This window comes from uncultured Ferrimonas sp. (genome assembly GCF_947489035.1).
Taxonomy (GTDB): domain Bacteria; phylum Pseudomonadota; class Gammaproteobacteria; order Enterobacterales; family Shewanellaceae; genus Ferrimonas.
Genome location: NZ_CANLCI010000003.1, coordinates 184,850 through 199,252, shown reverse-complemented (window position 1 = coordinate 199,252; position 14,403 = coordinate 184,850). Strand labels below are relative to the sequence as shown.

Genomic DNA, 14,403 nt, shown 5'->3' with positions numbered 1-14,403 from the left:
ATTGACTGCCTGCCACTGTTTTCAAACTAAAGCGAATTGTTGCTGTTGGGGTGGGTGTGATGGCAATAACGTTTTTGCACAAAAAGCGCCAGTGGATGCTCAATGTTTGGTACAGGCTGCCGATAGCTTCGGTACACTAAGAAAAATTTTCACTAGGATGGTGAGATCAATTCGGCACAGGAAGCGCCAACGAAATAAAAGCAAAGAGGATGACCGTGAAGTCCATAGGATTCAAAGGTTCAATTATCGCTTCTGTAGTCACGCTGTTGTCTGTATGTCTGCTGATCAGTAACTCACTCTCTTACAGCGAACTGCGAGAGAGCACCATTGCTCGCATCGATGCCCGTTCCAGCACGAACGTTCGTTACGAAGCCAATGCGTTAAGTCAATGGTTTGCTCGTCGCAGCAGTGCCATCGAAGCCCTTGCTCAAAAGTATCGACCTGGCGATGCCGGTAGCCGCTACGTGTTGCTCACCGAATTGACGCAAGCCGCCTCTGGCATTGACGAAGTGATGATCTCCAATGAAGACGGGCAATCATTCACCACGTTAGATGGTGAAAACTTCGAAAATGGCATCGCCATCATTGAAAAGTACGATGCGACCACTCGCCCTTGGTACAAACAAGGCCGCGCGGTTGGCGTGCTTGACGTGACCGAAGTTTACCTCGATGCCCAAAATAATATGCCTGTGATCTCTGTGGTTAAAGCCGTAGAAGACGGGGTGATCTTGGGTGACATCACCCTTGGCATTTTAGATCAAGCGGTTAAAAGCATTGATTTCCCTGGCGCCGTTGCGATTGTCGCCGATGACAAAGGCAACGTACTGGCCAGTGACGATCGCAGCATTCCTGTTGGGAAATCGTTTGCCGAGCTTGGGCTCTCAAGCCAGTGGCAATCGATCAAAGGCAAGCAGCAAGCGCCGATTGAATTTAGCAAAGACGGTGTCGACCGTCTGGCCTACGCCAAATCCATCGATCTGGTGAACAACAAAAGCTGGCACCTGATTGTTGCCGTTGATAAAAAAGTGGCTTATTCCGAATTGGATAGCGCATTGCAACGGGCGGTGATCAGCTCGGTATTGATGCTGCTGTTTGGTTGTGTCGCGGTGGTTCTGGTGCTGAACATGATGTTCAAGCCTATCCTGTCGCTGAAAGCGCTGGTGCAGGACTTGTCTGAAGGTGACGGCGATTTAACCAAACGTTTGCCAATCAACAGTGACGATGACATTGGTCAAATCGGCATCGCCATCAACCGCTTGGTATCCAACCTGCAGCAGATGATGAGCGAAGTGGTTGCGGCCTCTGAGAACATCTCTCACAGCATTGAGCAAGTTCAGCGTCAAGCGATCGAAACCAATGAAGGTTTGCACGCACACAGCGCCGAAACGGATCAAGTGGTTGCCGCCATCGAAGAGATGAATGCAACCGCGCAAGATGTGGCACGTAATGCGTCGGAAGCGTCGCAGTTCACCGCCAGCACCAACAACAAAACGCAGCAGTCGCAGCAGATGGTTATGGACGCCGCCTCAACCGTTGAACGTTTGGTGGCTGAAGTGGATAGCACCGCAACCAGCATCACCACCATCAATAGCGACACGGTTGAGATCACCCATGTGTTGAAAGTGATTGGGGATATTGCCGATCAAACTAACTTGCTGGCCCTTAACGCCGCCATTGAAGCCGCTCGTGCCGGTGATCAAGGCCGTGGCTTTGCTGTGGTTGCCGACGAAGTACGTGCATTGGCTGCGCGTACTCAGCAGAGCACCGCCGAAGTGGAAGCGACCTTGGCTAAGCTGCAGCAGGGTTCAGAAACCAGCATCAACGCGATGGATACCGCCAAAGCGACCTGTGAGACCACCTCGGTTCGTACCGAAGCGGTGGCGCACGAACTTGACAGCATTGTTGAGTCCGTTGCTCAGTTGAACGATCTGAACAGTCAAATCGCTACCGCGGCAGAAGAGCAAAGCTCGGTAGCCGTTGAGCTGAGTCGCAACATGAGCAGCATCCAAGAGATTGTTGGTCAGTTGGCTCATAACGGCGAAAGCACGGCGCACGAAGCCACCAGTTTGGCTGCCGCTAACTCGCAGCTGCGCGCATTGATTGGTCAGTTCAAACTGAACTAAGCCAGAGGCGCAGTTACAAGCAATAAAAAAGCCTCGGCCGTGCCGGGGCTTTGTTGTAATTGCCGGGGCTGCGGTTGGCTGAGCAGCACGATATAAGCCTATGGTGATGCTGGCCAAGGCCGTTTTAGTGGGGTTTTATCGCCACTTTGATGCCGTTTTGAACGGTTGAACTTGAATGTGGCCAACAGTTGCGCAGTTGGTGTGATTAGCCCTTTACCGCCTACAGAGAACCGCCTATTATACGCCGCATCGGAGGGATGGCAGAGTGGTCGAATGCACCGGTCTTGAAAACCGGCAGGGGTTAATAGCTCCTCTAGGGTTCAAATCCCTATCCCTCCGCCATATTCGAAAAGGCTTCCCAAACGGGAAGCCTTTTTCGTATCTGCGCCAAAATGTGTTGCAGGGATAGGGTGCATGAGCCCGAGCTTAGGGTTCGCAAGGAGCGCAGCGAGTGACGCCGGAGGCACGACGGCGAGTGGCTTTGCCACGTTCCAAACCTATCCCTCCGCCATATTTCGAAAAGGCTTCCCAAACGGGAAGCCTTTTTCGTATCTGCGCCAAAATGTGTGGTAGGGATAGGGTGCATGAGCCCGAGCTTCGGGTTCGCAAGGAGCGCAGCGAGTGACGCCGGAGACACGACGGCGAGTGGCTTTGCCAGGATCCAACCCCACCCCTTTGTCATCTCTCGATAAAGGCTTCCTAATCTACAGAAAAATCGGTGTGCATCCACGCCATGACTGCGCCGTTGCAGTTGCTCATCGCAGCAGGGAACGTTGAAGCCTGAATTGCTGCGGGCCAGCGGGAATATCCCTGAGCCCCCGAACAGGGATTTCTCGTACTCATCATGGTGTGTTTCTTGGCTGTTATGCCGCTGTGCCTCGCTGTCGTCTGGTGATTTAACCCCGTATTGCTGTGTTTTACCCCGCCGCGCATAGAGGCGATGATCCGCTGCTGGCCAAGCAATAAATCACAACCGTTTGAACAGGTTAGTCAACGGGTTGACTATCCTTGCGTTAAGGACGATGAACTGTGCGTACAGACACGGAGGCTTCACCATGATGAAATCAGTGGGCAATACTGCGGAAAAGCTCAATCTGCAGCAGCAACAAGCACAACAACGACAATCACTGCTTGATGATTATCAGCTAGAGCCAGAACAGCTTATTAGTGAAATAGAGCAAACCGCCGACACCACCACTTTGCTGGTGGATTTTGATGAAACCCTGTGGCTACGTAACTCGACCGAAACCTTTCTTGCCAATGTAAAACCGGCGTTGATGCTGGCGATCATTATTCAATTGCTGGGGATGCTGCGGCCGTGGAAATGGTTTGGCGGCGAGGATCCCGAACATTACCGCGAAGTGTTCCGTTTAAAAGTGGTGTTGTGGTTGATGCCATGGGCGAAGCAGCAGTGGTTGGCCACAGCAAAAGAGTTGGGGCCCAAATACCTCAATCAGCCGCTGTATGCCGCGCTGCAACAGCGGGATCCTAAGCACATCCATATCGTTTCCTTCGGGTTTGATTTTATTGTGGCGCCGATGCTGGCTGCGATCGATCCCAAGTTGCAACTAACCATGTGTTCGCGCTTGGACAATGCCAGCACAATCCGAGCCCAAGGCAAGGCCAGAACCGTAGAGGACGCGTTGGGGGTCGAAGTGGTCGCCGCCAGCACCACCATTACCGATAGCCTATTAGATCGAGATCTGTTGCAGCGCAGTGCGAAGGGCTTGTTATGTAAATGGCCGAACGCCAAGTGCGAACATGCGGGGCTGTCGCCGATGCTGCCACTGGTGTTTACCAAGAAGGTGAATCGACCCAAAGAGAACTACATCACTCGGGTGATCTTGGGCCACGACTATCTTGGTTTGCTGTTGGCGTTTGCCTTAGTTAGCCCAGAGCCGCTGCTGTGCGCCGCAAGTTTACTGCTGTTTGTGCTGGCCTACTTCAGCATTTACGAAACCGGTTACCATGAAAACGATCGGCTTGGGCTGATTTTGGAAGAGAAACCACAGGTTGCAACGGAGTTTCTGCAACTTGGCCATCATTTTAAGCCGTGGTTTGCGTGGAGCTGTGGCTTACTGATTGCTGTGCCCGCGGCGTGGATAGCGAGCCTTGGGGCCAGCTGGTTGCCTGCGGCATTATCTCTTTCTGGGCTTGCGGCGGTGGCGGCGATCTGGGCGGGATTCGCGCTGTTTATGTTGGCGGTACGGGCGGTATTTTATTGGTTTAATCGCACCCCCGTTCGTGGTCGCCTATTGCCCATGCTGCTGCTGCAGTTTGCTCGTAACTGTGGCTACATTCTGTTTTTCCCAACCATCGAATCCGGCGCGTTGTTCTGTTTGGCGTGGACCCTAGGCAAGTGGTTCCCCTACGTCATTTACCGCTTCAACGGCACCACCATCGGTTACCCTAATCACTTAGTTACCGCGCTGCTGTTGCTGAGTATGATGACCATGGTCGGCTTTTCTGCATCCGCTGGCTTTACCATCTACGCCAATTGGCCAACGGCTCTGATCGTTATCTACGTGCTCGCGCGCGGCGGTAAGGATCTGTTCTCTTTTCGCAACGAACTCACCCTGCTTAAACCCATTAAGCGTGATGGGCAAAGGCCATGAGCGTAGGGCACTCGGCAGGCTGAAATGGCATCTGTGGTGAAGATCTCTGCCAAGACTGTACGACAACTCCTCTATGCTTGGCTGCGTTGGCCTGATAAGTTAATGAACTGTAAAGTGGAAGCGGTAATATTGGAGAGAAAGGATGCGAGGGATTTTCGCATTAGCAGCACTGGTGCTGCTAAGTGGTTGTGATCAGATGAATGCTGCGGTGACTCGAATGAACGCGCCCATCAGTGGTGTGGCGGGCTGCGAGCAGGGCAACGATATCGTGGCGGTCTCGGCCATCGCCAATAATCCCAGTTACATCATATTAGAGTTGGATTACTGCTATGACGGTGCCTTTGGTGAAGACGTTCGCATCAATTTAGCCCCCGCGAATCGTGAGAGCTTTATTCCCCATGCACCGATCCAAGCCATCGTTGGCCGTAACCAAGTCACGCTCACCTTGGTGGCCCAAAACTTTGCGATTGATGGTGACACCGTGCCACTGTCCCACCTTGAAGTCTCACTCGACTTACTGACCCCGGCGGATGAAGCCGCTTCCCGCAAGTTACTTTCTGAAGTGGTGTCGGTCTCGGCCATTTTGCATCAGCTGCCAGCACCCACAGCTTCATAGTGACGGCCTTTTTTCTTTGAGATGACGTGCGCTGAATGCCAGTGCATCGTTGCTAAGCCAAGACTGATCTACGTTGCCCACTAGGCACTGCCAGTGGTTCGCAGTATATTGTGCCCACGTTAGGCAGGTTGAAGTTTATAGATGTACAACGAGTCACTGAATTTGGCAGAGCGCCCCCGGGTTGGGATCATTGGCGGCGGGGTTGCGGGTTCCACTATCGCGATGCAGTTAAGCCAAAGAGCGGATCTGGAAGTGATCCTGTTAGAACAAGGCAGTAGCCTCGTTAACGGGCCACCGATCTGCCACCTGCACGCAGGCGGCAACCTTTACCGCGAAATTGATGAACAACAGTGCGTACAGCTGCTGCAAGAGTCCGTTGATACTTTGAAGTTGTTTCCCCATTGCGCCAATGTTCGGCCGACGGTGATTGCTGTACCGCAGCGTGATCCCGGCAGTGCCGATGAACTCCTGCCCCGATTAGTTATGCTGCAACAGTGCTATCAGCAGCTGGTGGATCAAGACCCAGCAAATCAGGTGTTGGGCAAACCCGCCGATTACTTTCGTTTGTACAGCGAAGCGACCATGCGGCAACTGGCACAGCTGCCGTTGCCCACGGCCCCAAGCAGCCCCGATGAGTGGATGATCCCACTGGCCAAGCAATTGGATTTTGACACAGTAAAGTGGCCGTTGGTGTTGGTGCAAGAGTATGGGCTGAGCCTGTTCCGCTTAGCAGCCAGTGCCGAATTGATGTTAGCGAATCGCCATAACTGTCAGGTATTGTTGAATGCGGCCGTGCAGCAGGTTAAACCCTGTGGCCGCGGTTGGCGTATCAGCCTAGAAAACCACAGCGTACAGGTGGATTATTTGATCAACGCTTGTGGCTACCGCAGCGGCGTGTTGGATGATCAACTTGACGTTGCAAGCCCCCGCTTAGTGGAATTTAAAGCCGCTTATGTGACTCAGTGGTCGCAACCGGGGATCTGGCCAGAGGTGATATTTCATGGCGAACGGGGCACCCCCAATGGCATGGCACAGCTAACACCATACGCAGACGGTCTGTTTCAGCTGCATGGCATGACTGACGACATCACGCTGTTTAAAGATGGTCTGGCCGCTTCAACTCAAGACAGTGCCCAGCCGTTATTGCCCTTGCCGTTGCGGCAGAAGCTTAATAAGGGGTGGCCAGCAGAAGTGGTGCACCGCCGAACCCGTAATGCGGTGGCGCATTTGGCCTATTTCCTGCCACAGTTTGCCAGTGCTCAAGGCACCGCGAAACCGTTGTATGGCGCTCAGCAGATCCCCGGCGATGACGTTACGCTGCGTGCGGCTAATGTGGCTTTTGCCAAAGGCAACTATGCCCGTGCCGAGATAGTAAAGGCGTCATCGGCGATCCCAGCAGCTCGGGAGATTGAATTGCAGCTGCAGCGTTGTGGCCTGTTGGCTCACGACAGTGAAGAAGCAAGCCCTGCTGAAGCGAGTGTGCCCTATCAACAGGTGTTGCAACGCGCTGAAGCGATCGCCTCCGAGCGTAACTACCCTGTGGCGCTGGCGCGTCGGGTAGAGCCGAAGTAACGTTGCGGCAACGGGCACCGCAGTTAGCGACATCATTGAAACAGCACAAAGGCCGCTATGCGGCCTTTTTCTTTGCTGGGTAGCGCGCAGCCTACCGCTAAATCAGCGGCCTCTGCCAGTGGGACAGGCTTAGCCTTTATAGACTTTGCCGTCTTTCATCACAAAGCTGATGTTTTCCATCAGGCTAATGTCTTGCAGTGGATCGCCTTTAACCGCCACCAAGTCGGCCAATTTGCCCACTTCAACCGATCCAAGTTTGTCGTCAATCCGCAGTAATTTGGCGCCATTGATGGTGGCCGACTGAATGGCCGCCATGGCCGGCATTCCTGCTTCCACCATATAGGTGAACTCGCGGCCATTTAAGCCGTGAGGGAAGACCCCAGCATCGGTACCAAAGGCGATGTTCACCCCAGCGTTATAAGCCTTGGCAAAGGTTTTTTGGATCTGTGGCCCAACCGCTAACGCTTTGGGACGCACAATTGGGGGATAGTCATCAACGTGGCTGGCAACCCACTTACCGGCGCTGATGGTGGGCACATAGTAGGTGCCGTTGCGCTTCATCAGCTTAATGGTTTCTGCATCCATGTAGGTGCCGTGTTCCACTGAATCGACCCCAGCACGAATGGCGCGTTTCATGCCTTCTGCGCCATGGGCGTGCACTGCTACCACAAAGCCATAATCCTTGGCGGTGTCCATCACACCTTTTAATTCATCTTCCATAAACTGTGGGTTGTCGCCGCTTTTGGCCAAGCTGAGTACGCCGCCTGTTACGGTTAATTTGATCACATCCGAGCCTTCTTTATAGCGTTGGCGTACCGCTTGGCGAGCGTCATCGTACCCGTTGATAACCCCTTGGGTTGGCCCTGGGGCACCTTCAAGCAAACTGAGATGACGATTGATGCCGTTGGTGGGATCGGCATGACCACCGGTACTGGCGATGGATTTACCGGCGGCGTAGATCCGTGGTCCATTGATGTGACCTTGGTTGATGGCATCACGCAGATCCGTTGAGACGGTGCCGCCTAAGTTACGCACCGTGGTAAAGCCAGCCAGCAGGGTGTCGTTGACGTAGTTGGTGGCTCGCAGAGCGAAATAGGGGGGATTTTTAAAGAAGCCTTCACTGTAACTGGCTTGGTTCAGCACCATATCAACGTGGGTGTGCATGTCCATCAATCCGGGCATGAGCGTGTGCGCTTTTAGATCAATCACGGTGCCATCGGTGGCGGTTAGGTAGCCATCGACGATCTGTTCGATGCGGTTATCGCGCACCACAACCGTTACCTCATTGCGTACCTTGTTACTGACCCCATCAATCAGTTTACCCGCATGGATATAATGGTTGTCGGCAACGACCAGCGGGCTGGCACACAACCCAATAGCAGCAGCTAATGTCTTGATCCTTAAGTTCATATCATTCCTTGAAGATTGCTGTTAGCAGAATGTTACATCCTGCCAGCCTCGGGGAATGATCGACAGCGGCAAATGTAACCAGTTACGATTTATCGCCGTGTTGTTGCCAATTGAAGCGATGTAACAAGCCAGCAAAGGTGTCGTCCAATGGTGCCGTTACCGTTATCTGTTGTTGTGCGCTCACCGAGAAAAAGCGGATCTGCTGTGCGTGCAGTAACATGCGATCGATGCCCAGTTCATCGCGAAAATAGTGATAATGACGATTCTTGCCGTAGCGGGTATCGCATAAAATGGGGTGGCCAAGGTGACGCAAGTGACGGCGCAGTTGATGTTTACGGCCAGTATGGGGCTGGCAACGCACCAACGAATAACGTGAGCTGGGGTATTTATCGATCATAATCGGCAGCTCAATTTGATCAAGGCAGCGAACCGTGGTTAAGGCGTCTTTCTCCGGCCCGGGTTGCCAGTTGGGGTTACTGCGATCCCGCGGCTGTGCCAGTGGCAGATCAATCGAGGCCTGCTCTGGAGCATGGCCGCGCACCACCGCCAGATAGTGTTTCTGTACTTGTTGCCATGTTTTGATGGTTTCACTGGCGCTTTGGGCTGATTTTGCCATCAACAGCACCCCTGACGTGGCTTTGTCGAGCCGATGTACTGGGTAAACCGACTGCCCCAGTTGATCGCGTAAGGTTTGCAGCACAAACTGGCGACCGTGGCTGAGCTTTTCGCCACGATGCACCAACATGTTGGCGGGTTTATTAATGGCAACCAGGTGGTCGTCTTGGTAAAGGATCGGCAAAATCATAGTGTGGCTACGGCGGCTTACAAAAAATGGCAATGCTAGCAGATGGCGCCAGCCGACGCAGCGAGATAATTAGGAACGCGCAATGAGCAAGTGGCTAAAACGGATTGTTGATGAGGGCGTGTTAACGCAGGCGCAACCGCTACTGGATGCCAACAAAGAGAAGATCACCCATTTGGCACAACAAGGTAAAGCAGCTCTGCAACAACATGGGGTGATTGCCCCTGCTGATCCGCGCACGGCTCCCCAACAAGCGCTGCAACAGCGTTTGCAGCAGTTGCTGCGCCACCTGTTGCAGCTGCCAGAGGAGCAAGCACTGATCATGGTCAAGCAGCTGCTACGGCTGTTGCCGCAACTGTTGGCGTTGCACCCTAAATTACGCGGGATCACGGCCGTGGCCAATATGTTGGGCTGGGGCGCCGCTGGCAGCAACACGCAAGGGCGGATCACTTCGCTGGCGGGGGCGCTGGGCGGATCACCGTGGTTAAGCCAAATCGCACAAGGTGGGCAACGGTTGGTGGATGGCCAGCAAGAATATCAGCAGCAGTTGCAGCGTCAGCGCCATTATCAGCAGCTTAATCCGGTGCAACAGCAGGCGGTCGATCTGGCGACCATGTTGCTGGCGTTACTGCAGGCAACGCCGCTGGATCCGGTTTCGGTTAACCAAGGCGTGACGGAATTAGAGCGCTTATTACAGTCGCAGTTTGTGGAAGTTGTGGCTGAACTGGATGAGCAACACGGGGCGGCGCTGAATGGGATCTGTTATGGGCCGTGGCCACGGCTCAGTTAAGCTCGTTAGCGGCAACGCACGCTTCAAACCAACCTACGGTGCGCTGATGGCGTTGCTGCGCGATCTGCTTGGCTTTGGTGGGGTGTTGCTGCACCCATTGGCGTAAGCCATCAAAGGCTGGGCTATTAAAAAAGTCGCCGCCGCTGACTCGCTCATTGGGGGCGGTACGCAGAGGCAAACCAAAGTGGGTGGCTAATTCTAACAGCTGCGTTTCAGTGAGCTCGGCTAAGGCCAACGCTTGATGTTGACCAACCAAACGCCAATTCGGATCGATGGGATCGCCGTAGTGTAATTCCGCTTCGCCGATGGGCACGCCCCCGCCGCCGAGTCGTTTAATGTGGGGGCCATCTTGGCTAAGCATCCCTTCAAAGGCAATGTTGTCAAATTCAACCAAATAAAAACGCATGGACATCACAGCTTCCTCCATGCAGTGCCTGCCTATTAAGTGTAACTTAATCGACTGCAAACGCCGGGCTGTTGCGGCTTTGCCATAAAGAGTTGATCAACATGGATGCATTAACTGTTTGATAGATAATGCCAGAATAAGACCACAGGTAGAGGGATAAAGTCAGATTCAAAGCGGCGCAAAGTAATAACCCGAGCCGCAATCGCCAGCCGTGGGCGTAAAACAGCAAAAACGAGCTGATCACCGCTGCACTTACAACCAGCCATTCGCTCCAGTGATTGGCAAGCAGAATCCCCTGCAGTAACGCTAAAGCGGCGAACCCAAGCGGGAGCAACCAATGGCGTGCGTGTTGGCTTAAGGCAAAGCGACCGGCGTTGACTAACTGGTTGCTCATGCCTAATGGGCTGCCCATGAGCCCGAAGTGGAGTGCGGTCAGTAAGGCGGCGACGGAATTGGCACGCAGTAATTGCTGATCACTTTGACGACTGTTGGCCCACCAGCCCATCGCCATGGCGATCAATCCAATTGTTTGCGCGACTATCACAACCACGTTGCCCCAGAAAAAGAGGGGTATTGTCTACATCGGCAGCGGCTTGTCTATCGCCATGATTGATTTTTGTGCGGCAAGTTTAAAAAGTCGGCAATAACTGTCGCTGACTTAAGTGGTACAGCAGCAATGCGCCAAAGTGACCGGCAACGATAACGTAGAGTATCGCCGTAAAAGGCTGCTTTTGGGTTTTGTGTCGAAACATCTGCCGCGCCGCTAAGGCGCCTGGCCAGCCAAACAGCAGCGCAAACAGTTGCAGTGTGTTCTCTGCGACTCGGCGCTGCTGGCGAATGGCACGCTGTTTATCCAGCCCATACAGCAGCAGGGTGAGTAAGCTGATCGCCAAGTACAGCGGCAGCAACGGCAGCGGCCCGATGAGCACCAGCAACAGCGCCCACAGTAATACTAGCGACCAGCCTAGCATCAGTCGTTACCTAAGCCAGCCGTGGCTTGTGAACGCTGAATCAATTCAATTTTGTAACCATCTGGATCGGTAACAAAGGCGATGTGGGTTGAGCCGCCTAATACTGGGCCGGGCTCGCGGGTAATGTTGCCGCCACTGGCGCGAATTTTATCGCAAGCGGCGTAGATGTCGTCGAAGCCTAGCGCGATATGGCCAAAGGCGTTGCCGTGTTCATAGCGGTCAGTCCCCCAGTTGTAGGTCAGCTCGATCACCGCATGGCCTTCACTTTCATCGCCGTAGCCGACAAATGCGAGGGTGTATTGGTACTCTTCGTTGCTGGATTGGCGCAATAGCTTCATGCCAAGCACATCGGTGTAGAAGGCGATTGCCGCGTCTAAGTTGGCAACGCGCAGCATGGTGTGGAGAACCTGAGACATAATATTGTCCTTTTAATTCAAAAGTTTGTTGAATAATAACAAAGTTGCTCTTGCTGAAACAGTGAGCGAAGGTGGCGCTTAAGGCTTTAGCAACAGCAGGCTGTGATGGTGATCACAGCCTGCTGTTGCTGCTCTGAAATTTAGCGGCAGAATCCATATCCTAGTGACTGGGGGGAGATGCTAACCACTGTAAGGAATGCCTAATGTCTACTGACGTTAAGTACGCACTGGCGATGTCTGTGTTTGCACTCAGCATCATTGTCGTTTTCAGTGCGTTTATTTTTTTCTAACAGAGTGCTGTTGGTAACTTCCGAAAACGCCGGCGCAAGCCGGCGTTTTTTTATCTGTTTTTGTTCGCGCCAATGCCGCAGTTAGTGCATGACCATGGTGTTTGGTACGGTTTCAACTTGCACCTCTTCAGCGCCATCTTCCACAAAGTTGATATTGAGCTTAGCCACTTCGTCGGCCACTTGATTCATCTGATCAATGCCGTCGCGCACAAAAAACTCAAACTGTGTTTCGCTCAGTCCCACCGGCAGAGGCATATTCTGCGCCAACAGCAACCGCGGTAAAGATTCGTCAATCATTTCGATGAAGATCTTTAGGGTAGGGTAGTGGCTGTTCAGTCGGCTTAATTCGGCAAAAGCTTGCATCAGGCCGGTTGGTCTCAGCTCAATTGAGGCGGTGAGATAAACGAAATCTCCTTCAATCTCGACTTTGGCGTCGTAGATCGCGTTGTGTTCTTGCAGGATCGGTAAGTGCAACCCTTCACAGCTGCCACAGAGGAAGAAGTCGATCTCAAACTGTTGTAGCCAAGACTGAAGCGTGGCGTTATCGGGGATAGGCAGTGTCGCCATAGGTTGAGATCTCTTGCTGCGGAAATTATAACGGCGCTTACCTTAGCGTTTTTGTCGGAAAAATTCATCTTTAATGAATCGCCTGCTGCCGTTATGTTGGAGGGTAATGATAAGCGACCTAGAAGGAGCAAAGCGATGATAGGGACGTTATTGTTAGCTTCAGTAGCGGCGACGGATGTACCAGCAGAGTGTGGTTTTACCAAAGAGGCGCGGCAGTTAGCGGCGTTGATTATCTTGGATGATAAACAGCAGCGGCCACAACTTCGTTGTGATGCCAAGTTGACTCAGTTAGCGGCTAAAAAAGCCAAAGAGATGGCGTTGTCGGGTCATGTGAATCATTGGGGCGGCGGCGGGGCGAATTCTCGCGTGATTGAGATGGGTTATCCATTGGATCGGCGCTATGGCATTGGGATCTCGAATCAAATTGAAGCGGTGGCCGGGGGCTATGATGATGCGGCGACCATGTGGCAAGAGTTTAAGGCGTCAGAGGGCCATCGTCGGCACCTGCTTGGTGAGCACCCATCCTACCGTGAGCAAGATGAGATAGGGGTGGGCTATTACTATCGCTGGGAATCGCCTCATATTACCTATTGGGCGGTGTATGTCGCACGCAAAGAGGATGGCAGCGACGATCAAGTAGTGTTACTTGAAAAACCATAATGTTCAGCCCAGTTCAGTCGAGCCAAGGCAACAAAAAAGGGATCCGAAGATCCCTTTTTTAATGGTTGTTAGCCATTACTTGTTGGCAGCAATGATGGCGCGTGCCATCTCATCGGCAACCACTGCGGTGGTTTTGCCAGACTTGTCTGCTTCAGCAAAGATGTCCTGCAAGGTTTGGTAGATCTTGCGTACCTTGGCTTCCGAGGCATCGGCGTTGTAATCGCTTTCAAACGACACGTTAATGATGCCACCGGCATTGATCACGTAATCTGGGGCGTACAGGATGCCTTTGTCACGCAGGATCTCGCCATGGCGGGGCTCTGCCAGCTGGTTGTTGGCACAACCGGCAACAATGGTTGCCTTCAGCTGTGGGATGGTGTTGTCGTTGATGGTGGCACCTAAGGCACACGGGGCGTAAACGTCTACGTCTTGGCTGTAGATTTCATCTAAGCCAACAACGGTGGCGTTTAGCTCGGTTTTGGCGCGCTCCAGTTGTTGCTCGTTCAAATCACACACAATCAGCTCAGCGCCGGCTTGATGCAGGTGCTCACACAGGTAGTAACCCACGTGGCCCAGCCCCTGTACCGCGACTTTAACGCCGCTCAGATCATCAATATTACGTTGGTACTTCAGCGCGGCTTTAATGCCTAAGAAGGTACCCAGCGCGGTGTAAGGTGAAGGATCGCCACTCTTGCCTTCCAAACCCATCATGTAAGGGGTTTCTTGATGGGCAATCATGATATCCGCGGTGGTGATCCCCACATCTTCAGCAGAGTAGTAAGCGCCACCCAATGCGTCGATAGCGCGGCCGAAGGCACGGAACAGCTCTTCCGATTTGTCGGTGCGATGATCGCCAATGATGACCGACTTACCGCCGCCAAAATCCAGTCCAGCCAAGGCGTTTTTGTAGGTCATGCCGCGAGACAGGCGCAGCACATCGGTGATGGCTTCTTCGTCGCTGGCGTAAGGCCACATGCGACAACCGCCAACGGCAGGGCCCATGGTGGTGTCGTGAACGGCAACAATCGCCTTCAAGCCAGACGCTTCGTCGGTAACAAACAGCACTTTCTCATGCTGATCGAATGATGGGTGTGAAAATATCGCCACCTTGCTTACTCCATGCCTATTGTTGGGTCGGTATCTGCTGATACTGCCCTTATGTTTT

Annotated in this window: 14 protein-coding genes and 1 tRNA gene; 7 read left to right on the top strand and 8 right to left on the bottom strand. The window is 53.2% G+C overall.

Annotation, left to right across the window (positions count from 1 at the left end):
* Nucleotides 1-215 precede the first annotated feature (215 nt).
* The 5 genes from Q0796_RS03435 (at nucleotide 216) to Q0796_RS03415 (ending at nucleotide 6,926) form a co-directional block, all read left to right on the top strand.
* Nucleotides 216-2,123, top strand: a complete 1,908-nt coding sequence (locus Q0796_RS03435) for a methyl-accepting chemotaxis protein (RefSeq protein WP_298440317.1) — start codon at nucleotides 216-218, stop codon at nucleotides 2,121-2,123.
* 251 nt (nucleotides 2,124-2,374) lie between these two features.
* Nucleotides 2,375-2,465 (top strand) — tRNA-Ser (locus tag Q0796_RS03430).
* Between the two features lie 713 nt (nucleotides 2,466-3,178).
* Nucleotides 3,179-4,738, top strand: a complete 1,560-nt coding sequence (locus Q0796_RS03425) for a hypothetical protein (RefSeq protein WP_298440315.1) — start codon at nucleotides 3,179-3,181, stop codon at nucleotides 4,736-4,738.
* 142 nt (nucleotides 4,739-4,880) lie between these two features.
* Complete coding sequence (locus Q0796_RS03420) at nucleotides 4,881-5,354, top strand: hypothetical protein (protein ID WP_298440313.1); 474 nt, start codon at nucleotides 4,881-4,883, stop codon at nucleotides 5,352-5,354.
* A 141-nt stretch (nucleotides 5,355-5,495) separates the two neighbouring features.
* Complete coding sequence (locus tag Q0796_RS03415; RefSeq protein ID WP_298440311.1) at nucleotides 5,496-6,926, top strand: FAD-dependent oxidoreductase; 1,431 nt, start codon at nucleotides 5,496-5,498, stop codon at nucleotides 6,924-6,926.
* 129 nt (nucleotides 6,927-7,055) lie between these two features.
* On the opposite strand, the gene Q0796_RS03410 is transcribed toward Q0796_RS03415, so the two are convergent.
* On the bottom strand, nucleotides 7,056-8,336 hold the full coding sequence (locus tag Q0796_RS03410; RefSeq protein WP_298440309.1) for an amidohydrolase family protein: 1,281 nt from the start codon (nucleotides 8,334-8,336) through the stop codon (nucleotides 7,056-7,058).
* An 82-nt stretch (nucleotides 8,337-8,418) separates the two neighbouring features.
* Nucleotides 8,419-9,141, bottom strand: coding sequence for a pseudouridine synthase (locus tag Q0796_RS03405; RefSeq protein ID WP_298440307.1), 723 nt, complete (start codon nucleotides 9,139-9,141; stop codon nucleotides 8,419-8,421).
* 82 nt (nucleotides 9,142-9,223) lie between these two features.
* On the opposite strand from Q0796_RS03405, the gene Q0796_RS03400 reads away from it, so the two are divergent.
* Nucleotides 9,224-9,928, top strand: coding sequence for a hypothetical protein (locus Q0796_RS03400; RefSeq protein ID WP_298440305.1), 705 nt, complete (start codon nucleotides 9,224-9,226; stop codon nucleotides 9,926-9,928).
* On the opposite strand, the gene Q0796_RS03395 is transcribed toward Q0796_RS03400, so the two are convergent.
* The 5 genes from Q0796_RS03395 to Q0796_RS03375 form a co-directional block, all read right to left on the bottom strand.
* Entirely contained in the window at nucleotides 9,921-10,340 is a 420-nt protein-coding gene (locus Q0796_RS03395; RefSeq protein ID WP_298440303.1) for a hypothetical protein, read from the bottom strand. The genes Q0796_RS03400 and Q0796_RS03395 overlap by 8 nt on opposite strands.
* A 40-nt stretch (nucleotides 10,341-10,380) precedes the next feature.
* Nucleotides 10,381-10,878 (bottom strand): YgjV family protein, encoded by a 498-nt coding sequence (locus Q0796_RS03390; RefSeq protein ID WP_298440382.1) that lies wholly within the window; start codon nucleotides 10,876-10,878, stop codon nucleotides 10,381-10,383.
* A gap of 85 nt (nucleotides 10,879-10,963) precedes the next feature.
* Nucleotides 10,964-11,305, bottom strand: a complete 342-nt coding sequence (locus Q0796_RS03385) for a DUF1294 domain-containing protein (RefSeq protein WP_298440301.1) — start codon at nucleotides 11,303-11,305, stop codon at nucleotides 10,964-10,966.
* Complete coding sequence (gene gloA / locus Q0796_RS03380; RefSeq protein WP_298440300.1) at nucleotides 11,305-11,721, bottom strand: lactoylglutathione lyase; 417 nt, start codon at nucleotides 11,719-11,721, stop codon at nucleotides 11,305-11,307. Before gloA ends, Q0796_RS03385 begins: the two co-directional genes overlap by 1 nt.
* A gap of 371 nt (nucleotides 11,722-12,092) precedes the next feature.
* On the bottom strand, nucleotides 12,093-12,578 hold the full coding sequence (locus Q0796_RS03375; protein ID WP_298440298.1) for a YbjN domain-containing protein: 486 nt from the start codon (nucleotides 12,576-12,578) through the stop codon (nucleotides 12,093-12,095).
* Between the two features lie 135 nt (nucleotides 12,579-12,713).
* On the opposite strand from Q0796_RS03375, the gene Q0796_RS03370 reads away from it, so the two are divergent.
* A complete protein-coding gene (locus tag Q0796_RS03370) occupies nucleotides 12,714-13,238 on the top strand; it encodes a CAP domain-containing protein (protein ID WP_298440296.1) in 525 nt (174 codons plus the stop codon).
* 75 nt (nucleotides 13,239-13,313) lie between these two features.
* Here the strand turns inward: Q0796_RS03370 and Q0796_RS03365 are convergent, their stop codons facing one another.
* Complete coding sequence (locus tag Q0796_RS03365) at nucleotides 13,314-14,345, bottom strand: Glu/Leu/Phe/Val dehydrogenase dimerization domain-containing protein (RefSeq protein ID WP_298440294.1); 1,032 nt, start codon at nucleotides 14,343-14,345, stop codon at nucleotides 13,314-13,316.
* Nucleotides 14,346-14,403: the final 58 nt, after the last annotated feature.